Source organism: Peribacillus frigoritolerans (assembly GCF_004358755.1).
In the GTDB taxonomy this organism is placed as follows: Bacteria; Bacillota; Bacilli; order Bacillales; family Bacillaceae; genus Bacillus_P.
Genome location: NZ_SMZY01000003.1, coordinates 1 through 19955, shown reverse-complemented (window position 1 = coordinate 19955; position 19955 = coordinate 1). Strand labels below are relative to the sequence as shown.

At 42.0% G+C, this 19955-nt stretch carries 18 protein-coding genes, 1 tRNA gene, 1 rRNA gene and 2 riboswitches; of the genes, 12 read left to right on the top strand and 8 right to left on the bottom strand.

All coding sequences use genetic code 11. The features are described 5' to 3' along the window. The first annotated feature begins 85 nt into the window (after positions 1 to 85). The 4 genes from E2R53_RS13590 to E2R53_RS13575 all read left to right on the top strand — a co-directional run bounded on the left by E2R53_RS13590 (position 86) and on the right by E2R53_RS13575 (position 7870). Complete coding sequence (locus tag E2R53_RS13590; RefSeq protein ID WP_133312318.1) at positions 86 to 643, top strand: family 16 glycoside hydrolase; 558 nt, start codon at positions 86 to 88, stop codon at positions 641 to 643. Positions 644 to 648: 5 nt separating this feature from the next. Beyond that, positions 649 to 3759, top strand: coding sequence for a GH32 C-terminal domain-containing protein (locus E2R53_RS13585; RefSeq protein ID WP_133312317.1), 3111 nt, complete (start codon positions 649 to 651; stop codon positions 3757 to 3759). Positions 3760 to 3929: 170 nt separating this feature from the next. Next, positions 3930 to 5276, top strand: a complete 1347-nt coding sequence (locus tag E2R53_RS13580) for a 3' terminal RNA ribose 2'-O-methyltransferase Hen1 (protein ID WP_133312316.1) — start codon at positions 3930 to 3932, stop codon at positions 5274 to 5276. 2 nt (positions 5277 to 5278) lie between these two features. After that, a complete protein-coding gene (locus E2R53_RS13575; RefSeq protein WP_133312315.1) occupies positions 5279 to 7870 on the top strand; it encodes a polynucleotide kinase-phosphatase in 2592 nt (863 codons plus the stop codon). Positions 7871 to 8094: 224 nt separating this feature from the next. Here E2R53_RS13575 and E2R53_RS13570 read toward each other — a convergent pair. The 5 genes from E2R53_RS13570 to E2R53_RS13550 form a co-directional block, all read right to left on the bottom strand. After that, positions 8095 to 8167, bottom strand: a tRNA-Ala gene (locus tag E2R53_RS13570). 155 nt (positions 8168 to 8322) lie between these two features. After that, entirely contained in the window at positions 8323 to 8517 is a 195-nt protein-coding gene (locus tag E2R53_RS13565) for a hypothetical protein (protein WP_133312314.1), read from the bottom strand. Positions 8518 to 8553: 36 nt separating this feature from the next. Further along, entirely contained in the window at positions 8554 to 9078 is a 525-nt protein-coding gene (locus E2R53_RS13560) for a hypothetical protein (RefSeq protein ID WP_133312313.1), read from the bottom strand. Between the two features lie 294 nt (positions 9079 to 9372). Next, positions 9373 to 9885, bottom strand: a complete 513-nt coding sequence (locus tag E2R53_RS13555) for a DinB family protein (protein WP_133312312.1) — start codon at positions 9883 to 9885, stop codon at positions 9373 to 9375. Positions 9886 to 9915: 30 nt separating this feature from the next. After that, positions 9916 to 11592 carry an AMP-binding protein gene (locus E2R53_RS13550; protein ID WP_286166272.1) on the bottom strand — a complete coding sequence of 559 codons (1677 nt, stop codon included), beginning with the start codon at positions 11590 to 11592 and terminating at the stop codon, positions 9916 to 9918. A gap of 116 nt (positions 11593 to 11708) precedes the next feature. Between E2R53_RS13550 and E2R53_RS13545 the strand changes: the two genes are divergently transcribed. Further along, entirely contained in the window at positions 11709 to 12611 is a 903-nt protein-coding gene (locus tag E2R53_RS13545) for a DMT family transporter (protein WP_133312310.1), read from the top strand. A gap of 13 nt (positions 12612 to 12624) precedes the next feature. Here the strand turns inward: E2R53_RS13545 and E2R53_RS13540 are convergent, their stop codons facing one another. Next, complete coding sequence (locus tag E2R53_RS13540; protein ID WP_133312309.1) at positions 12625 to 13707, bottom strand: hypothetical protein; 1083 nt, start codon at positions 13705 to 13707, stop codon at positions 12625 to 12627. A gap of 117 nt (positions 13708 to 13824) precedes the next feature. Here E2R53_RS13540 and E2R53_RS13535 point away from each other — a divergent pair, with 117 nt between their 5' ends. Then, positions 13825 to 14364: a GNAT family N-acetyltransferase gene (locus tag E2R53_RS13535; protein WP_133312308.1), complete on the top strand. Its 540-nt coding sequence runs from the start codon at positions 13825 to 13827 to the stop codon at positions 14362 to 14364. Further along, complete coding sequence (locus E2R53_RS13530; RefSeq protein ID WP_165970986.1) at positions 14361 to 15248, top strand: NAD-dependent epimerase/dehydratase family protein; 888 nt, start codon at positions 14361 to 14363, stop codon at positions 15246 to 15248. The genes E2R53_RS13535 and E2R53_RS13530 overlap by 4 nt, the downstream gene beginning before the upstream one ends. 17 nt (positions 15249 to 15265) lie before the next feature. Here the strand turns inward: E2R53_RS13530 and E2R53_RS13525 are convergent, their stop codons facing one another. Both E2R53_RS13525 and thiT read right to left on the bottom strand, forming a co-directional pair. Further along, positions 15266 to 15463: a hypothetical protein gene (locus E2R53_RS13525; protein ID WP_133312306.1), complete on the bottom strand. Its 198-nt coding sequence runs from the start codon at positions 15461 to 15463 to the stop codon at positions 15266 to 15268. Between the two features lie 102 nt (positions 15464 to 15565). Further along, positions 15566 to 16138 carry an energy-coupled thiamine transporter ThiT gene (gene thiT, locus E2R53_RS13520; protein WP_133312305.1) on the bottom strand — a complete coding sequence of 191 codons (573 nt, stop codon included), beginning with the start codon at positions 16136 to 16138 and terminating at the stop codon, positions 15566 to 15568. 108 nt (positions 16139 to 16246) lie between these two features. Continuing rightward, positions 16247 to 16348: riboswitch (TPP riboswitch) on the bottom strand. A 142-nt stretch (positions 16349 to 16490) separates the two neighbouring features. Continuing rightward, a riboswitch (TPP riboswitch) is annotated at positions 16491 to 16603 on the top strand. 100 nt (positions 16604 to 16703) lie between these two features. On the opposite strand from thiT, the gene E2R53_RS13515 reads away from it, so the two are divergent. The 5 genes from E2R53_RS13515 to E2R53_RS13495 form a co-directional block, all read left to right on the top strand. Beyond that, a complete protein-coding gene (locus tag E2R53_RS13515; RefSeq protein WP_133312304.1) occupies positions 16704 to 16994 on the top strand; it encodes an MTH1187 family thiamine-binding protein in 291 nt (96 codons plus the stop codon). Continuing rightward, complete coding sequence (locus tag E2R53_RS13510) at positions 16969 to 17757, top strand: ABC transporter permease (RefSeq protein ID WP_133312303.1); 789 nt, start codon at positions 16969 to 16971, stop codon at positions 17755 to 17757. The genes E2R53_RS13515 and E2R53_RS13510 overlap by 26 nt, the downstream gene beginning before the upstream one ends. Before the next feature lie 15 nt (positions 17758 to 17772). Further along, on the top strand, positions 17773 to 18765 hold the full coding sequence (locus E2R53_RS13505) for an ABC transporter substrate-binding protein (RefSeq protein ID WP_133312302.1): 993 nt from the start codon (positions 17773 to 17775) through the stop codon (positions 18763 to 18765). A 1-nt stretch (position 18766) separates the two neighbouring features. Then, a complete protein-coding gene (locus tag E2R53_RS13500) occupies positions 18767 to 19513 on the top strand; it encodes an ABC transporter ATP-binding protein (protein WP_133312301.1) in 747 nt (248 codons plus the stop codon). Positions 19514 to 19833: 320 nt separating this feature from the next. Further along, positions 19834 to 19955: ribosomal RNA gene (locus E2R53_RS13495) — 16S ribosomal RNA — on the top strand; the annotation flags it as partial.

Sequence of the window (19955 nt, the reverse complement as noted above, 5' to 3'; positions counted from 1 at the left end):
AAGGGATTGTTGAAAGTGACTCTTCAATCCCGTTTTTTTAGAACTGAATGAAAGCGCTTTATTAAATCTGAAAGGGGATAGATAAATGAAAAAAATGACCTTGCTGAAACTGGCAGCCGCTGCTGCCCTGCTTTTTTCGGTCTTCTCTTTAGAAGGATTCAGAGGAGCAGCTGTTGAACGAAAAACGGCGATTTTCGGCTACTCGGCTTTGTCAGGAAATTGGACAAAGGAATCGGACGGCTCTTTAAAAGGAAGTGGGGCTAAAAATCAGCCTGCTCTAATTCTATCTGACTCAGAAACAGGCAGTTATTTTATCTATGAAGCCACAGTGAAACTCGAGAAAAACAGCACAGGTTCCCTTGTATTCAGGGCGAATCAGACAGGCACAGAGGGCTACAAAGTTAGTCTGGATTCCAAAAAAGACAGAGTCTCCCTCTCATCTTTGAATGGGGATCGTATACTGAAAACTGTTCCGCTTAAAGTAAAGAATCATTCAAACGTGAAAATAATGGCCGATGGTTCTTCCATTAGTGTTTCTGTAGATGGAAAAAACGTAATGGATCTTCAGGATTTCAGCCATTCTAAAGGGTTTACAGGCTTCCGCGCAGAAGGCGGAAACTTGTCTTCAGCAAGGTTCGACTAAAAGAAGTGAGGACAAACCTGAAAGGCTTAAAAACGATCACAGGAAAATGGGAGCCTGGCTCTGAAGGGTTAGAGGCTGCACCTGATCAAGGAGAGAATCTCTATTCCGTTTCCTCTACTTCGTCTGCTGATTTCATATTTGAATCTGATCTTCTCTTAAAAGATAAAGCTGCAGCAGGCTCCTTGCTGTTCCGGTCGGATAAAACAGGACTGAAGGCATATCAAGTGAAGGCTGATGCAAGTAAAGATGTTTTGCAGCTGATGGATACCCACCAGAAAAATGTCCTGGCAGAAGCAAAGATGCCGATCGAACCGGGAATGCTTTACCGCGTGAAGGTAAAAGCAGAAGGTACTTCCCTGCAGGTTTTCTGGCAGAATGGAGGAACTCCGGTATTGAAAGCGGAAGATGATTCTTACTCAAATGGATTTCTTGGGCTGCATGCCAGCGGAGATGCCGTCTTTCAAAACATTCAAGTGAGTGATCTTCAAACCAATTTAGAAGGCTTCCAATCGGTGAATGGAGAGTGGGCACCGCATCTTGACGGAACAGCTGGAACGAGCCCGGCTGAAGAAAATACTTACCGAATGGCTCAAACAGCGGGAGCAGATTTTGTCCTGGAAGGAGATCTAAAGGTAGACGCTGAAGCTCCATACGGTACGGCAGGGCTTGTATTCAGGGGAAAGGCAGATGGCAGTGAAGGATATATGCTAACCCTGGATCCAAACCTGAACAGAATCCGTCTCCTGGATTTAAAAGGAGATCGTACCCTTGGAATCGCTGAGCGGGAATTAGAAACAGGCAAAATCTATCATGTAGAGATTCATGCTGCCGGAGATGATCTGAAGGTTTATTTTGATGGTTATGCGGATCCGGCCATTTCCGTAAAAGACTCAGCCTATTCAAGCGGAAAATATGGATTAAATGTCTATAATGGCACAGCCTATTTTCAGCATGTTTACGCAACACCACATGACGATTATTATTCAGAGCTTTACCGGCCGCAGTATCATTTTACGCAGGCAAGAGGATATGCGAGCGACCCGAACGGCTTAGTTTATTTTGAAGGTGAATATCATCTTTTCCATCAGGACGGCGGAAAATGGGCTCATGCGGTAAGCACGGATCTTGTCCATTGGAAGAGGCTGCCGATCGCCATTCCGTGGAATGAAATGGGACATGCATGGTCTGGATCCGCAGTGGTCGATAAGACCAATGCTTCCGGTTTATTTGAGGAAGAAGGATCGGGTCTGATTGCATTCTACACCTCATTTAATCCTGAAAAGCACAATGGTGATCAGAAAATTGGCGTTGCTTACAGCAAAGACAAAGGGCGCACGTGGGAATTTTATGATGGCAATCCAATCATACCGAATATCGGAGAATTTTACGGGGGAGAAGGCTGGGACTTCAGGGATCCGAAAGTCGTTTGGGATGAGGATCATAAGCAGTGGGTGATGGTTGTATCCGGAGGAGACCACATCCGGTTCTTTACCTCTCAAAATCTCCTGGACTGGGAAATGATTGAATCGTTCGGATACGGAGATTATGTGAGAGGCGGAGTGTGGGAATGCCCTGACTTTTTCCAGCTGCCAGTAGACGGAGATCCATCCAAGAAAAAATGGGTTTTATCCATCAGTACAGGTGCCAATCCTAAAACAGACGGATCGGATTCAGAATACTTTGTGGGGACGTTTGACGGTAATCGTTTCGTAAGTGATCATCCGGCAGGCACTGTACTGAAAAATGAGTTTGGCAAAGAAATGTATGCGGCGATGTCATTCGCGGATATTCCAGCCGAAGACGGCCGCAGAATTTCACTGGGATGGATGAGCAACTGGGATTACCCGTTCAGTTTTCCTACTTCACAATGGAAAGGGCAAATGTCTATACCGCGTGAGCTGACATTGAAGACAGTTCCAGGGGAAGGAATCAGACTGTTTCAGCAGCCGATTGAAGAACTGGAGCAGCTCAGAGGACAAGCTTCCACATGGAGCAGCAATACAGTAAATCCCGAAGATTCAAATCTGCTTGCAAACGTAAAAGGAACATCCTATGAACTAGCAGCAGAAATCGAACTGCCTGTAAACAGCAAAGCAGAATTCGGATTCGGGCTAAGGGAATCTGACTATCAAAAAACCGTTGTTGGCTATAAAGCTGGAGAGTCCAGTATGTTCTTTGACCGGTCTGAATCTGGAGACATCAGCTTCTCTGACAAGTTTTCGACCTATCATGAAACGAACGTTACTCCTAAGAACAAACGAGTAAAGTTTAGTATTTTCGTAGACGAATCTTCCATTGAGGTATTCGGAAATGACGGTCAGGCCGTTTTCTCAAATGTCGTGTTTCCGGACGGAGCAAGTGATGGCATGAGCTTTTATACCAAGGGCGGAAGTGTGAAAATTGTTTCCCTTGATATATATCCATTAAAAGGTGTCTGGAAGGAAGAAAGCAGGGACCCTACTGCAATCGTCATGGATCATGAAACATTGTCTCTTCCCCTCGGAGGTGTGCACAAACTTTCTGCATCTGTCTCAGGCAAGGATCAAAAAATAAAATGGCATTCAAGCAATCCAGATGCAGCAGAAATCAAGAAAGTGGATGAACGCAGTGCAGAAGTCAGAATGACAGGGCACGGAAGAAGCATCATCACCGCCGCTTCAAAAAATGGAAAACTGCTCGGCAGAACCATTGTCGAGAGCAAGGCATCCTTTAAGATTGCTGAGATAACAACCGGAAAAATCCTTACACCTGAAGGAAATTCAAATGGATCTAAAGCAAAACTTCAGCCAAGTGGAGAGCATTCATGGAAGATGGAAGGAGTTTCCCCTGGAGCTTATAAAGTTCACGCAGGTGACAGCAAGTTCGTCCTGGATGCTTCGGGGGTCTCCGCGGGAGACGATGTGCAAATATGGGAGTACTTTGGCTACGGCAATCAGCAATGGAGAATCACTGACCAGTGGGATGGAACCTACCGTTTCAGCGCCGTCAACAGCGGCAAAGTGCTGGGCGTTAAGAATAACCGGCCAGAGAATGGAACCATTGCGGAGATCCAGAATGCAGGGGGAGGGGAGTTTCAGGATTGGGAGCTGATTGATGCTTCAGATACTCAAAAATAGACGTTTTTCAGACACTCGGATTTTCTGGGTGTCTTTTTTCTGTGCCTCAGGTTTTATTCCGTAGTTTGATGCAGCTGCCTTTTTTCTGCGCTACTAAGGGTTTTCATCCCTTTTTGTGCTATATTTAATTTAACAATTTTAGGGATATTGTTTGAAAAGGAGCGCTCCAAATGCAGTTAACAATCAAAGCAACTGGTGACAACGTGAAAGCCATTTCTTATTTGCTGTCAAAAAACCCGAACAATCTATATGAAAGAAATCACAAAGGCCATTTAGTACGCCTTTTTTATAGTAAGTTTGAAGAAACAGAGCTTGAAGTGACAATCTTTGTTACACCAGATCCAATTGATCTCGTTAAAAATAATTCAAACTCATACGACATTACGCATTACATAAATGATCGGGAATTTGCCGTCAGCAGCCTCTTTTGTTCTTTTATTCGTTCTGCTTTAGGGACAGCATTGAACGGACAGCCTAAGGAAGAGTATTCAGAGTGGGTCAATTATCGTTTTTCGTTTCAGTTCGAGTTTGGGCCTGTGGTTTCTTCTCTTTCTGATAAGCAATTAAAGGATTTATTTGAGCCTATTGGATATGAAGTTGCCATATCGCGTCCTGACATTGAATACTCTTTTGAAATGAAAGATAAAAGCTCTGCCAGATCCATTTGTTTAAAAGGAATGAAGACACTGCAAAACGGATTAAGACAGCTATTTGTCTTAATTCCTGTTATCGATAACTATAAGCATTATTACATTGATGATAAAGAGATTGAGAAGCTTGAGAGATATGGAGAAGGCTGGCTTGAAGATCATCCGAAGCGGGATTATATTTACCGCCAATCACTTCGATTTAAAGAAATTTTCAGTATCGTTGAAAATAAGAAAACAGAAGAGAAAAAGGAAGAGAAAATAGAAAAGGTTCGTTTAAATGATCTTCGCTATGAAAAAATCATTGATTTTGTTAATCAAATGAAGCCAAGAAGCATCGTCGATTTTGGATCGGGTGAAGGAAAGCTTTCAGTACGGCTTGGTTTTGCAGATGGAGTTAAAGAAATTATGGCGGTGGAGCCATCACAATCCGCTACCCTAAAAGCAATAGAGCGGTTCGATAAAGTGAAGAATAAAGAGAAATTTGTTGTCCCTGAAACAATATGGGGATCTCTTTTTTATTATGATGAAAGGTTAAAAGGCAAGGATGTCATGATCTTGTGCGAGGTCATCGAACATATCGACGAGTTCCGTCTGCCTAAGGTACTGGATACAATTTTACATGACTATCAGCCCAACGCCCTGATTATTACAACTCCAAATCGTGAATATAATGAGATTTACGATATGGAGGACCATTTCCGCCACAATGACCATCGCTTTGAGTGGACAAGAGCAGAATTTCGGCACTGGTGTGAAGAGCGGAATCACCGTAAAATCTATGACCTTCAATTTGAAGGAATCGGTGAAGAACATGATAGACATGGCTTCCCGACACAAATGTGTGTGTTCGTAAGGAAGGAGGACTAAGCATGCAAATCGTATTGCCATACGCAGGAATTGTTTTGCTGATTGGACCATCTAACAGCGGAAAATCAACCCTATTAAAAAGAATGATTGAAAAGAGAGAAATTCTGCCGTCAGAGGTCATTAGTTCAGATGACTTTCGGGTTTTAGTAAGTGACATTGAATTTATTGATTGGCGTGATAGACCGAAGGATGAAGCTGACAGCCTGCTTGGTGACTATCAGTCTATTTCGAAGGAAGCTTTCTCCATGATGGATTCTGTCATTGATGCGAGATGCCGTTTAAATAAATTAACCTTTGTGGATGCAACTCACCTTCATCCAGATGATCGGAAAAGATATCTTTCTTTAGCCCGAAAAAACAATGTACCGATTATATCCATTGTCATGGATATACATGAAGATGAACTGCTTATAAGAGATGAACAAAGAGACAATCCTCGTGGGAAAAGACGCATTAGACAGCAATACCAAACGTTCAAAAAAGAAAAGCGTTTCATTAAAAAAGAAGGATATATGTCCGTTTACACGATAAAAGAAACGGATAATCTTGAGTTCAATAGGCGCAGCAACCCCATAGAAAAAGACATCGAGAGTGGAATCGACATCATTGGTGATATTCATGGCTGCTATGAGGAAATGATACTGGTGCTTGAAAAACTTGGCTATCACCAAAATCAAGATGGCCTCTATCTTCACCCTGAAGGCCGAAAGTTTGTTTCCATTGGAGACATCATGAGCAGAGGTCCTCAGTCACTGAAAACGATGCTCTTTTTCTGTGAACACGTTAGCAAAAACCTTGCCTATATGATTGACAGTAATCACGGGTGGAAAATTGCAAGATGGTTGGATGGAAGAAATGTAACCTTAAACCATGGCGATGAAAAAGTAGAAGAAGAGTTTAATGTGTATGAAAAGGAAGCAGGGAGCGAAAAAGCAGAGGAAGCAAAAAAGACACTTAAAGCGTTTCTCCTTCAAGCTCCATCGCATTATGTATTTACTAAAAACGGAGTTCAGACCTTAATCTGTACTCATGCCGGCATTAAAGACGAATTTATTGGAAAGCAATCTGAAGCCATTAGTGACTTTTGCCGGTACGGCGATACAGATGGTTTTGACGAAAAAGGGAAACCAATACGAAAAGATTGGTATATTTCACATAAGAAAAAAGCGCTGATTGTCTGGGGGCATGACCCAAAACCAGCTCCACTGCTGATTAATCAAACGATAAACATCGACCAAGGTGTGGTCTTTGGGGGAGCACTGACTGCTTTCCGCTATCCAGAAGGAGAATTTATCTCAGTTAAAGCAAAGCAGGATTATTCAGGAGCTTCTGAAAACCCATTAAAAGAGTGGGAGAAAAATCGGTTAAATCCACCAAATATCGGCAAGTTCATCAATGGCTACTCTGTTCTTACTGAAGATTTTGGGGAGATTAAACTTCATCAGGATATCGTTAAGCCTGCGATTGATACAATATCACACTATACGGTACCAATTGAACAGTTAATCTATATCCCGCCAACCATGAGTCCGACACCCAGTCCTTCTTCTTTAGATGACTACTTAGAACATCCCATAGAAGCAATGAATTACTACAGAAGCCATGGCATTCAAACCATGATTGCGGAAAAGAAGCATATGGGAAGCAGGGCGATTTTATTCGTATTTAAAGATGCCGAATCAGCGAAAAAGCATACTGGCATCGAATCAAATGGTGTGATCTATACAAGAACAGGAAGGCGATTCTTTGACGGCGCAACTGAGGAAAAAGTAATATCAAAAATCAATCAAGATTTGCTTGTACAAGGGTATTTTGACAAGTACGAGACAGACTATATACTCCTTGACGCCGAAATCATGCCATGGAACCTCAAAGCAAAAGAACTGATCAGCAGCCAATACGCTCACGTATCAGAAAACGCAATCCTAGACCGAACAATGCTCAAAGAAAAAATAGAGGCAGCAGTTGGGGAAAACGTTGACTTAAAAGGATGGCTGAATGAATACGAACAAAAGCTTGAAAACGCCCATACCTTTAATGAAGTCTTCCAAAAGTATTGCTGGGAAATAGAAGATGTCGATTCCATTCAAATCGCTCCATTCCACGTTCTCGCTCACAGCAATGAGACATTCTTTGACAAGCCTCATACATGGCACATGGAAATGAACCGGGAATATGCAGCACTATCAAGTTTATTTGTTGAAACAGATTACAAACTAATCACAGACGATGCAAGTGCAGAAGAAGTTATCAAATGGTGGCAGGACATAACAAGAGAAGGGCACGAAGGAATTGTCATTAAGCCAGAATTCTACATTGCAATGAACAAAGGCAAGCTTCTTCAGCCCGCGATAAAAGTAAGAGGCAGAAAGTACCTGAACATTATTTACGGGATGGACTACTTATCGCCGAAAAATCTTGAAAGGCTGAAAAACAGGAATACAGCTAAAAAGCAAAAACTGGCGCTGCGAGAATTTGCGCTGGGAATTGAAAGTATTAAGAGATATGTAAATGGTGAAACCATTGAGAGAGTGCATGAATGTGTGCTTGCAACATTGGCGCTGGAGAGTGATCCTGTGGATCCGAGATTGTGAATAGCGTGAATAGACGTTCTATAAGTCTCACTAGCATTCTTTATTATTAATTGGTTTTTCACAACCCTACTCGTTCAGTTGTGAACGAGTTTTTTTATTTCATTAGAGATAAGACGATATTATTCTGTTATCCTAATTTGCTGAATTCCTGAATATATTAATAAAAATGAATAAAGCCATTCCTGAAATATTCAGGAATGGCTTTATATTAGTGTTTTAGATAATGGAGACTAGCGGGATCGAACCGCTGACCTTTTGGCTGCCAGCCAAACGCTCTCCCAGCTGAGCTAAGCCCCCATGAAAAAAGTATTAGGCAATTAAACAGATTTTTCAATTGCGATAATGTAAATTATACTGCCTCAGTCCCTTACATGCAATAGGATTTTAAAAAAAATATCAGTATCATGCAAAAACCAAAAACCATTTCAAATAGAAATGGCCTCACTTAAAAACTATTTAATCTTCCCAGCCAAACGCAGCTGTTCTTCTAGTATTCCATACAAACTAGGGTTTCCTCGCTTAGAAGCTGGGTTGTTTGTTACGCTGGTTAATTTACCTCCAACGTTCATATGTATGTGTCCATTGTCTACGTTTAACCAAATATTAAGCGGTACTGAAATAGTTTTCTTTTGAGAATCAGTTTTCATGTTGTCTATCCCTTCTATTATAATCTATTAACTACCTCACTCACTCTCAACCACCCCAAAAAAGTCTTCATGCACATACCCATTAATCACCATATCCAAATCATGAAAATAACGGTGCAGAGTTTGGACGTTGTCACTGTTTCCGTATATGACACTTTCAGAATGCTGGATAATGGATTGCAGGTCGGTTTTTAAAGCTTCATTTTCAACCAGCGGGACGAAGTGGGCTGCATATGCTTTTGCTGCGGTGGCACGGGCAATTTGATCGGCCATGTTTAAGCTGTCGATTCGGTCCCAGCCTGTAGTTTCGTTATAAAATGCGTGGAAATCGGCAATGAATTCTCCGGCGTCCTGGTATTCTGGGTTTTCAGTGTTGCCGTAATCCTGTACAGGCTGCTCTGCAGGTTCATCAGATGTTGCAGCTGAAATTGCTTCGTTTTCTTCTTGGTTTCTCTCTTTTGTATAATCTTGATTCAAGAAGAACATTGTAGCGAATCCGATTGTTGTTATTGCAGCTAATGATGCAAATGTGATGCTGAAGATTTTTAGCCCTTGTATCATCTTCAAACTCCTTATGTATCTTTGTTTTTGTTTGACCCCATTTTCAATTGAAATTCTATGAAATTATAACATTAATGGATTCAATCTAACCTATAAAGTAATCTGGCCTACAAAAAAAGAAAGCTTGGGGCATACGTCCCGCTCCTTCTCTACCTGTCTTCCTGATCACTTTGAACGCTTGATTTGGCCTGTCATTGTCTTATATAGATGATGGCTTATTAAATGACGGCGTAAACAAATAATAGATATATCTATTGCCAAAAAGAAAAAGCAAGAGGATAATCCTCTCACTCTTTAATAAGCCGCACTTTTCACTTCTGTTAATTGCAGCAAGTGTCTTTTTTCATGATAGCCAATAAACTCAACCCATTGTTTTAAGGAAAGATCTCCAAGGTGAGGATGCTTCATGGATTTTTCATTCAGGTCTTGTCCGGGAGCCGTTTCAGCGAAATTAATCAGCTCGCGGCGTGAATCTTCAAGCTTTGATAAGAGTTCTTCTTTTACGTAAGGTCCTTCGGCTGGTTTCAGGTTTTCGGGTGCCGGGACTTTGCGGGAACGGTCGATGACCAGTTGCAGCGGTTTTTCGGATACTTCTTTCTTTTCGCCTGATATGAGAACCTGTTTCATGCCGCCAGTGATGACACGCTCCATTAAGTAAAGGTGTTCAAGGATTTGGCCTGGGCTCCATACGCCCTGTGAAGGTTTTTGGTTGAGCTGGTCATCTGTCATGTTTTTGACTTCGTTCAATAATTCTGCGCGTACTGCCTTTGAATGTTCTAGCATGGTAATCTCTCCCTTCACCTTCATTCTATCAAAGTGATATACAAAGTTCTTTTTTCAGCTTCTTCCTGACAGTTCCTGTGTTAAATGGTTTTTTACTTGCTCTCTGAGCTTGTATTTTTGGATTTTTCCTGAAGCGGTCATCGGGTAGTCTTTGACGAAATAGTAATATTCAGGAATTTTATAATGCGAAAGCTGTCCTTTGCAGAATGCTTTTATGTCTTCTGCTGTCAGGGTGACGCCTTCTTTTGGAACGATGCATGCAGCGACTTTTTCTCCGTATTTTTCATCAGGAACGCCAATGACCTGCACATCCATGATATTTTCGTGACGATAAAGGAATTCTTCAATTTCACGCGGGTAGACGTTTTCGCCGCCGCGGATGATCATGTCCTTCAAGCGGCCGGTAATGACGACATAGCCGTGTTCATCCATTGTGGCCAGATCTCCTGTATGGAGCCAGCCTTCTTTATCAATCGCCTCTTCTGTTGCTTCAGGCATTTTGTAGTAGCCTTTCATGACAAGGTACCCTCTTGTGCAGAGCTCTCCCTGTTCGCCAGGTGCTGTTTCTTTGCCAGTAAGCGGGTCAATAATTTTCACTTCCACATGAGGATGGGCTTTGCCGACTGTTTCAACTTTGCGTTCAATGGAGTCATTCACAGTTGTCTGTGTAATGACAGGTGAGGATTCTGTCTGGCCATAGGCAATGGTTACTTCCGACATGCCCATTTCATTGATGACTTTTTTCATCACTTCGATCGGACAGGTTGATCCGGCCATAATCCCTGTTCTCAAGGTTGAGAGATCATAGGTTTTAAAATTAGGAGAGTTCAGCTCAGCGATAAACATTGTTGGAACTCCGTGCAATCCTGTGCATTTTTCTTTTTCAACGGTCTTAAGGACAAGGTCTGGATCAAATTCAACGATTGGCACCATGGCAGCTCCGACAGATACACATGCAAGAACGCCAAGAACACAGCCGAAGCAGTGGAAGAATGGAACCGGGATGCATAAACGGTCCTGATTCGTTAAATTCATAGAGCTTGCGACAAGAAAGCCGTTGTTCACGATGTTGTGATGAGTGAGCATCACACCTTTAGGGAAGCCGGTTGTGCCTGAGGTGTATTGCATATTGATGACGCCCTCAGGAGTTAATTGACTCTCGCGTTCGGCAAGCTCTTCATCTGTCATTTTTGATCCGTGATCGAGAAGCTCATTCCAGCTGTACATTTCTTCAGGTGCTTTTTGATTTCCTATGTAAATGAGGTTTTTTAAGTGCGGCAGTGCTTCAATCTGCTTGTATTTCTCTGCAGAAGCTGAATTCGTGATGGAGCGGACAATATCGACATAAGATGTTCCTTTAAAGCCGTCAATTAAGAAAAGAGTGGTGGAGTCAGACTGCTTCAGCAGGTATTCGAGCTCGCTGCTTTGGTAGCTTGTGTTGACGGTAACAAGGACGGCGCCGATGCGTGCAGATGCGAACTGCAGCAGGAGCCATTCAGGGACGTTGGTTGCCCAGATGGCAATGTTTTCACCCTTTTTCACGCCAAGACCCATTAAGGCTTTTGCGAGCTTCGTTGTTTCATTGTAAAACTCATCATACGTATAGCGGATGTTTTCCTTTGAATAGACAATGGCATCCTGGCTCCCGTATTTTGACACAGTTTCCTTCAATAATTGGCCGATGGTTTTATTTTTTAGTGATTGCATGGGACCTCCCTGGACAAAAAGAATGATTACGCTTTCATTATAAACTATTTTTAGAAAGTTTTGAAAACTATCATTCTCTAAAATATACAGATGCACTTGCAGTATAATAGAAGAGACGTACTTTCAAAAGGGGAACAATCATGAATAAATCAACATTTTATCCTTATCTGGCACTTGCAATTGGAGTTGCGGCGGTGTCAACATCTGCGATTTTCGTAAAGCTGACTTCTGCACCTGCTCCGGTTATCGCGTTTTATCGCCTGTTTTTCTCCACGCTTATCGTTCTGCCGCTGTTTTTGGCAAAATCGCTGCCTCATATTAAAACGTTAACGAAAAAAGACTGGAGTTATTCGATCTTAGCCGGTGTGCTGCTTGCGTTTCATTTTATTCTCTGGTTTGAATCATTGAACTACACCTCTGTGGCTAGTTCGGTTGTGCTGGTTACGCTTCAGCCTCTGTTTGCGTTTATCGGAACCTATTTCTTTTTTAAAGAGAGAGTGTCAGCGAGGGCGATTTTCAGTGCCGCGCTTGCCATTGCAGGCAGTGTTGTTATCAGTTGGGGAGATTTCCGAATCAGCGGGCTTGCTCTGTTCGGAGACTTTCTTGCGCTTGCGGCCTGCGGGATGGTCACGGCTTATCTGCTGTTTGGTCAAGGTGTGAGGAAGCGTCATACGCTGACCCTTTATACGTTTATCGTTTATGCGGTAAGCTCTGTGACATTATTCCTTTACTGTGTATTACTAAGCTATCCGCTATCAGGTTTTCCTAAGCAGGATTGGCTGTACTTTTTGCTGCTTGCAATTGTGCCGACATTGCTTGGCCACTCACTGTTCAACTGGTCGCTTAAATGGATTTCGACAAATGTCATTTCTGTAGCGATTCTGTTTGAACCGGTTGGTTCGATTATTCTTGCGTATTACTTCCTGGACGAAACGGTTCTTCTTACGCAATTAATTGGCGGAGCCATCATTATCATCGGGGTCATGCTGTTTCTTTTTGAAAAAAAAGAAGTGGCCGAGATTTCAAGTGAACAAGCGCTTTAAAGGAGAAAAGGACTCAATTTCGAGTCCTTTTTTGTTTTTCTATGATTTTCTTTTCTAAATCTTTATACGTATACTTCGTCTTCTTTTTTAAAGCTTCTTCAAAGCTGCTTGCTTCTTTGGTTTCAAGCAGGAGTTCCATAATAATGTCTTCTCCAAATTCATCTGTCAGAATTTTAACGGCGCAGTAGCTTTGAGTATAAACTTCCGCTTCCGGGCTGTCTTCCAGTGCCGTTGCCCAGTTTCCTGGATTTCTAAGTTCATTGAAAGGAATCACCCTGTCAATACGGATTTTTGCATCCTCTCCGTTATAGCCGGCATATTCTGCTACACCTTCATTAAACCAGATAGGAATTTTCAGTGAGTCGATTTCCATTTTCTCTAATGCTTTCTCCATATAGTAATGGGCATATTCATGGTAAAAAGTTTCCACGACAAGCGGGGATGCGGCATCGAAATCATCCGGAATGACAATCGCCATGGTTTCTTTCAGATGATCGTAAAATCCCATATAATCCAGATACTCAAGTTCCTGCAGCGAGTCCGGCGATTCATCAAGCAGAATCAGGTCAATCGGCTGATCTTCAATCTCGCCGAACAAGCGTTTACTAATGTTACGTGCATTTATGAATTCGTCCTCAACGAGCAGGATATCTCTTTTACTCAGAGAGGAATAATAAACAGTCAGATGAGAAATTTTCTTCGTTTCAGCATCCTCTTTATATTTTTCGTAAGGGTCAATCGGCAAAAAAGCGTTAACCTGAAACTCAAACTTCTCCCGCGGACTAATATTTTGATAGTTAAAATGAGTCGTCATTACATTCATGAGGACAACGAAAAATAAGGTGATGATTAAACTGATGGCTGTAATGGAAAGAAAGATGGATCCTGACAGGCCTTTGAAAAAAAGCAGATTCTTTTCTTTGCGGTGAATCATCTCGTATATAGAATAGATAAACAAGCTGATCAGCAAAAGCGCCATAATGCTTCCTGCGATTACACTGGCAGGGATATTCAAAAAGAGAAACAGAACGTAAAACACTCCGGTGAAATAAACGATATACAGAACCGATAAGAAACTATGCAGAAGTATTTTCACATGCAGCCTCCGATTGTCTTAGTCTATGAACATATTCTGTTTGATGAAAAGAAACTCCTTTTAGAGGTAGGGATTTAATTTGAACTTGTCGAATTTTATCAGCAAGGAGTGTTGAACATGAATTATAAGATAAGAAAAGCTGTCAATGAAGACGCGAAACAAATTGCCGTTGTACATGTGGACAGCTGGAGAACAACTTATACCGGTATTGTAGCAGATGCCTATCTGGAAAGTCTTACATATGAAAGTAGAGAAAAAAGATGGCAGTCGATTGATCCTAATTCTGTTTTCGTTGCAGAGAATGATAAAGGTCAAATTGTAGGATTTGCAGGTTTCGGTCCTGAACGAACAAAGGAACACGGGTTTGACGGAGAATTATATGCAATTTATTTATTAAAAGAAGTGCAGCGAACGGGCATTGGACGAAGGCTAGTAAAGGCGGTTGCTGATGAGCTGATCAGGAAAAACTATCAATCTATGCTGCTCTGGGTAATGAATGCGAATCCTTCTAAAGGTTTCTACGAACGCTTTTCACCTGAGAAGATTACGGAGGACGTCTACACGATTGAGGGAACAGGTCATCAGGAAACGGCATTGGGATGGCGTGACTTGCCGAAACTGTCAGCTGCATTGAAAAGGAAAGAGGGATCACTGTGAAGCGTGCATTAATACTGGGCGGAACTCAATTTTTCGGAAAAAGACTTGTTTATAAGCTGCTGAAAAATGGGACAGAAGTGACGATTGCTACAAGAGGAAGAACGCCTGATGACTTTGGAGATAGTGTTGATCGTCTGATAATTGATCGTGAAAACAAAGAATCAATGATTAAAGCATTTGATCATAAAAAATGGGACGTTGTCTATGATCAATCGTGCTTTTCGCCGCTTGAAGCAAAATCTTCTTACGAAGCGCTGCAGGGTAAAATCAAGCATTATATTTTCACGTCCACTATGGCAGTCTATGAATTTGGGAGAGGACGAAAAGAAGAGGACTTTGATCCGTTATTGTACAAGCCTTCCTTTAAAGAGCGCAAAGACTATAAAGGGATGAGCGGCTATCAGGAAGCAAAGCGCAGCGCGGAAGCCTATCTTTTTCAGACTGCAGATGTGCCGGTTGCCGCTGTTAGACCAGCACTTGTCATTGGAATAGACGATTATACGGAACGCTTTTTATTTCATGTGAACAAGGTGAAGAACGAGGAGCCGATTGGCCTCGCGGATTCTGGTCATTTTTATAGCTATACGTCATCTGAGGATGCAGCGGGATTTTTGTATATGGTTTGCGAAAAAAACTTAGCGGGTGCATTCAATATTGCTTTTGAAAAAAGTCTCTCGCTCAATGATCTGCTGCATCAAATCGAGAGTGCTGTGGGCAAAAAGGCGATGGTGACAAGCGATATTACGAAAGAGAATGCCTCGCCTTATGGATTAGCAGGTGATTGGACACTGGATGTGTCGAAGGCTGAAAGAGCTGGATACTCATTTGAGAAATTGAATCCATACATAGAAAGTTTAATAGAGGAAATGAAAAAAGAAACGTGACGTTGTCCCGTTTCTTTTTAGTGAGGTAAAATCTGCTGATGAAACACCGCAGCAAAATATGCGAATACAAAGGCAAGCGGAAAAGAGAAAATGACAGACCAGCCGCTGACTAAATCTTCTTCGTTGCTGATTCTGATTGCTTCAAAGTAACCATATAGAAAATGAAAAACCGACAATAAAAAGGTCATCAGCATGAATGAGTAAGATAGATTCATCGTTTGTCCTCCATAAGAAATCTATTACTACTAGTACATGCAGACAAATGAAAGATTATGACAAAAAAAGCACCGAGAAAAAATCGGTGCTTTTACCGGAATCTATTTTCTTTTTAAAACAAGTGATTTAGAAGTTGTCAGCATCAATACTAAGACAATGGAGCAAATGACAAATGTCGGCACCATGTATGATGCATTATAGCCGGCTGAATACAGCAGAACGGGCTGATCTCCTGCAAATTCTGCAAAGAATACAGCTCCTGCAAGTGTATGTGCTGCAAATCTCAGAAAGCTTCCGAGAAAAGCTGCCGCTACTACATAAGTAATTAGCCGTCTTTTGTTCAGCGGGTTCAAAGAGCTTTGGACTTGCTTATAAAATACTCCTCCGGCACCCACAACGGTAAATGCGACAAAATAGTCAAGAAAACCCTGTACCGGATGCACGATTGTTGTGTAGCCCATAATCGTCTGTAAAACACCAAGTAAAAATCCTGTAAGCAGTCCGCCTTTTAAACCGTGGCGAAAGCCCATAATCAAGACAGGAATCATCGCAAGCGAGATTGACCCGCCCTGAGGCATTTTGCCAATAAAGCTTGTTGCTAAATCAAGCAGAAATGCAATCGCTCCAAGGATTGCTGCCTCTACTAAGAAAACAAGACGTGTATTTGTCTGCATAGCTTTTCCCCTTTTCGCACATTCGACCGGGGCTGTTTTTTTCCATAATAAAAAGCAATGCGGGGAATGTCGGATGGTTTCCACGCACTGCTTTGGTTGGGTTATCACTTGAATCCATCGCCACATCCCTACGTAAGCTTTAACTATACAGGTTCAACGGGTCTGAACAACATGTTCACTCTCAGCCGGATGGCTCCCCAAGTGGTCAAATGCAATATATGATTTAGACACTACTATACAGGAAGTTGCAAAATTCGACAAGGATATATTGAGATTTTTTTCAGAAAAGTTTGGAAAGCCCTTTCTTTTATCTTTACAATATTCCGGAATCTTGCTATAGTTTCCATGAATTCAATATATGCAGGGGAGCTGAGTGAACTTGGCTGAGAGGATACTGATTCTTGTATCGACCCTTTAACCTGATCTGGGTAATGCCAGCGGAGGGAATGCGGAAGATGCGTTATTTTTCCATAACTTTGCGAATGCGTTAAGGCTGCCCCAGTGGCAGCCTTTTTTGTCGTTCGGTCAGCTATTCATATATGAAAAAATTTAAGGAGGAAAAAGAATGTCCAGTGTAAATCTAGCATTTCAGGTGCTGCCTAAATCATCAGAAGGAAATACATATGAAATTGTCGACAAAGCCATTGAGGTTGTCCAGCAATCCGGAGTGAAATATGAGGTTGGTGCAATGGAGACGGTAATGGAGGGAGAGCTTGATGAACTGATTGAAATTGTCAAGCAAGCGCAGGATGCCTGCATTTCAGCCGGTGCGACTGAGGTGATGACTCACATGAAAATTCATTACCGTCCAAAAGAAGGGGTCACAATGGATGAAAAACTTAAAAAATACCGTTAACACCCTTTCAGGGATTGCGCTTCCTGGTATCGTGCTGCTGTTATTCCTCTTTTTATGGGAAGTGGCTGTCATCGTCACTGAGGTGGAAAAATGGATTCTGCCGCGCCCGACTGATATTTTCATCACGCTTGCAGAAATGAGAGGGACGATAGGCGTGCATATCCTGCAGACTCTGGCGGAAGCAGTGCTTGGATTATTAATCGCAATAGCCGCGGGAGTATTGATTGCTATTTTGATAGACATGTCAGAGTGGGTTCGAAAATCTGTTGAACCGCTGCTTGTTCTTTCGCAGACCATTCCCATTATCGCGCTTGCCCCACTGCTTATCATCTGGTTTGGGTTCGGTATTTTTCCTAAAGTCATCGTGGTGGCGCTCGTCTGTTTCTTTCCGATCGCCATCAACCTGTCTGATGGATTCCGTTTAGTTGACAGGGACATGGTGAAGCTCATGCGAACGCTTGGAGCAAGCCGGAGGCAGATGTTTATAAAACTGAAACTTCCTGCTGCGGCGCCTTTCTTTTTTTCAGGATTAAAAATAGCAGGAACATACAGTGTGATGGGAGCCGTTATCGGAGAGTGGCTGGGTGCAAGCAAAGGACTCGGCATTCTATTAACTCGATCCTCCCAGTCGTTTCTAACAGAAAAAGTATTTGCAGCCATCATCTTAATAGTAGGTTTAAGCTTAATTATTTTTGCACTCATTGAAATCCTGGCAAGAATCATGATGCCCTGGAAATACAAGCAGAAAAAGCATTCTAATTAGCACGGGGGAGAAAAAATGAAGAAATTCTTATTTATTCTATCTAGTTTAGTGTTCATCTTATCTGGATGCGAATCAGCCGAAAAAGCATCTAATGAGGAAGTGGAAAAAGTAAAGATTATGCTGGATTGGTTTCCAAACACAAATCATACAGGCATTTATGCAGCGAAAGAAAAGGGCTTCTATAAAGAAGAAGGTCTTGATGTAGAAATTGTTGAACCGGGAGAAGGAGTCAGTGCTGATCAGATTGTTGCTTCGGGGGAAGTTGATTTTGCCGTCAGCCATCAGGAGAATATTACACATGCAAGATCAACTGGCGTTCCGATTGTTTCAATAGGAGCAATCATCCAGGAGAATACTTCTGCATTTGCTTCATTAAAAGAAGAAAACATCACTTCTCCAAAGAATTTTGAAGGGAAACGATATGGGGGATGGGGTTCTCCGACAGAAGAAGCTGTTATCAAAGCTGTCATGGATAAATCGAATGCAGACTTTGAAAAAGTGGATTATGTCACGCTTGGAGCAACTGACTTTTTCAAATCAATCGGACGCGATACCGATTTTCAATGGATTTTCCAAGGGTGGGACGGAGTTGAGGCTGACCGCCAGGGAATTGAATTGAATTACATCTATCTAAAAGACCTTGATCCAGCTTTAAACTATTACACTCCACTTATCGCAACAAGCGAATCCAAAATGGCAAAAGATAAAGAAATGGTCCAATCCTTCATGAAAGCTACATCAAAAGGCTATCAATTTGCTATTGAGGATCCGGAAGAAGCAGCGGATATCCTGATTAAAAATGTACCTGAGATTAATGCTGAGCTAGTGAAGGACAGTCAAGTGTGGTTAAGTGAACAGTATCAGGGAGATGCAAAGCAATGGGGCATACAAGAAGAAAAGGTCTGGAAAAGATATGCGGATTGGATGTATGAACGAAAGCTGATTGAAGAGAACATCGACCCAAGCGAAGCTTTTACAAATGAGTTCCTGCCTGAAGGAAAGGAATAGCATGCTGACTCTTTCTCAAATCAGCAAATCTTATACTGAAGACCAGCATGTCCTGCTGCCGACAGACTTGAATGTGAAAAAAGGCGAATTTGTAAGCATCATTGGACCAAGCGGCTGCGGAAAAAGTACATTGCTTGATATTATAGCCGGCATAAATAAGCCGACTAATGGAACTGTCTATTACAATAGAGAAGAGATAACGAATAGAACCGGGCTTATCGGATATATGCCCCAAAGTGATGTCCTGTTTCCGTGGAGGACGGTTTTGGATAATGTCATTCTTCCTTTAGAGATACAAGGCAGCGGGAAAGAAGAAGCGCGCAATCAAGCGCGCGGTCTTTTCAAAAAATTCGGGCTGGCAGGATATGAAGATCATTATCCTTTTATGCTTTCGGGCGGAATGCGTCAGCGAGCCAATTTCCTAAGAGCCTATTTAAATAATAAAGAACTCCTTCTATTGGATGAACCTTTTGGAAAGCTTGATGCGATGACAAGACTTGAGCTTCAGAAGTGGTTTATCCAAATATGCGAGGAAACGGGACAGACAGTGATATTCATTACTCATGATATGGATGAAGCCATCTTTCTGTCAGACAGAATCTTTATTCTTTCGCCCAGGCCGGGAAGAATAATAGAAGAAGTTAGTGTGGAATTTACCCGGCCAAGGACAGATGATCTCTTTACAAGTATGAAGTTTGCTTCACTTAAACGGAGGTTGCTTGATGTTCTTTATTTAAAAAAGACCTGATTCAACTAGAAAATGATGCACTGAATTTCAGACAAATTCAGTGCGTTTTCGTTCTTTAAAATCTTTTTTTATAAAATGATAAAAAAGCTATTGCAAAGGGAATTTCGGCGTGGTATATTATTATTCGTTGCCGCGAAAAACGCGAAAAAGCAACACAGCCTGAAAAAAGAAAAGTGAAATTAATGCTTGACTTTAAAACGGCGTAATGTTATATTAATAAAGCTTCGCTTGAAGCAAATGATCTTTGAAAACTAAACAAAACCAAAAGCGTACCAAACGTTTTAAATTTTTAAGTCAGCAACAAATTGAGTCATAAATTTTCTTCGGAGAGTTTGATCCTGGCTCAGGACGAACGCTGGCGGCGTGCCTAATACATGCAAGTCGAGCGGACTTGCTGGAGCTTGCTCCAGCAGGTTAGCGGCGGACGGGTGAGTAACACGTG

Coding starts and splice junctions, on each gene's coding strand:
- E2R53_RS13580 (WP_133312316.1), top strand. CDS start 3,930: ATGCAGTTAACAATCAAAGCAACTGGTGACAACGTGAAAGCCATTTCT.
- thiT (WP_133312305.1), bottom strand. CDS start 16,138: ATGCAGACAAATACACGTCTTGTTTTCTTAGTAGAGGCAGCAATCCTT.
- E2R53_RS13515 (WP_133312304.1), top strand. CDS start 16,704: ATGTCCAGTGTAAATCTAGCATTTCAGGTGCTGCCTAAATCATCAGAA.
- E2R53_RS13565 (WP_133312314.1), bottom strand. CDS start 8,517: ATGAAAACTGATTCTCAAAAGAAAACTATTTCAGTACCGCTTAATATT.
- E2R53_RS13575 (WP_133312315.1), top strand. CDS start 5,279: ATGCAAATCGTATTGCCATACGCAGGAATTGTTTTGCTGATTGGACCA.
- E2R53_RS13510 (WP_133312303.1), top strand. CDS start 16,969: ATGAAAAACTTAAAAAATACCGTTAACACCCTTTCAGGGATTGCGCTT.
- E2R53_RS13500 (WP_133312301.1), top strand. CDS start 18,767: ATGCTGACTCTTTCTCAAATCAGCAAATCTTATACTGAAGACCAGCAT.
- E2R53_RS13555 (WP_133312312.1), bottom strand. CDS start 9,885: ATGAAGGTGAAGGGAGAGATTACCATGCTAGAACATTCAAAGGCAGTA.
- E2R53_RS13535 (WP_133312308.1), top strand. CDS start 13,825: ATGAATTATAAGATAAGAAAAGCTGTCAATGAAGACGCGAAACAAATT.
- E2R53_RS13525 (WP_133312306.1), bottom strand. CDS start 15,463: ATGAATCTATCTTACTCATTCATGCTGATGACCTTTTTATTGTCGGTT.
- E2R53_RS13545 (WP_133312310.1), top strand. CDS start 11,709: ATGAATAAATCAACATTTTATCCTTATCTGGCACTTGCAATTGGAGTT.
- E2R53_RS13590 (WP_133312318.1), top strand. CDS start 86: ATGAAAAAAATGACCTTGCTGAAACTGGCAGCCGCTGCTGCCCTGCTT.
- E2R53_RS13505 (WP_133312302.1), top strand. CDS start 17,773: ATGAAGAAATTCTTATTTATTCTATCTAGTTTAGTGTTCATCTTATCT.
- E2R53_RS13560 (WP_133312313.1), bottom strand. CDS start 9,078: ATGATACAAGGGCTAAAAATCTTCAGCATCACATTTGCATCATTAGCT.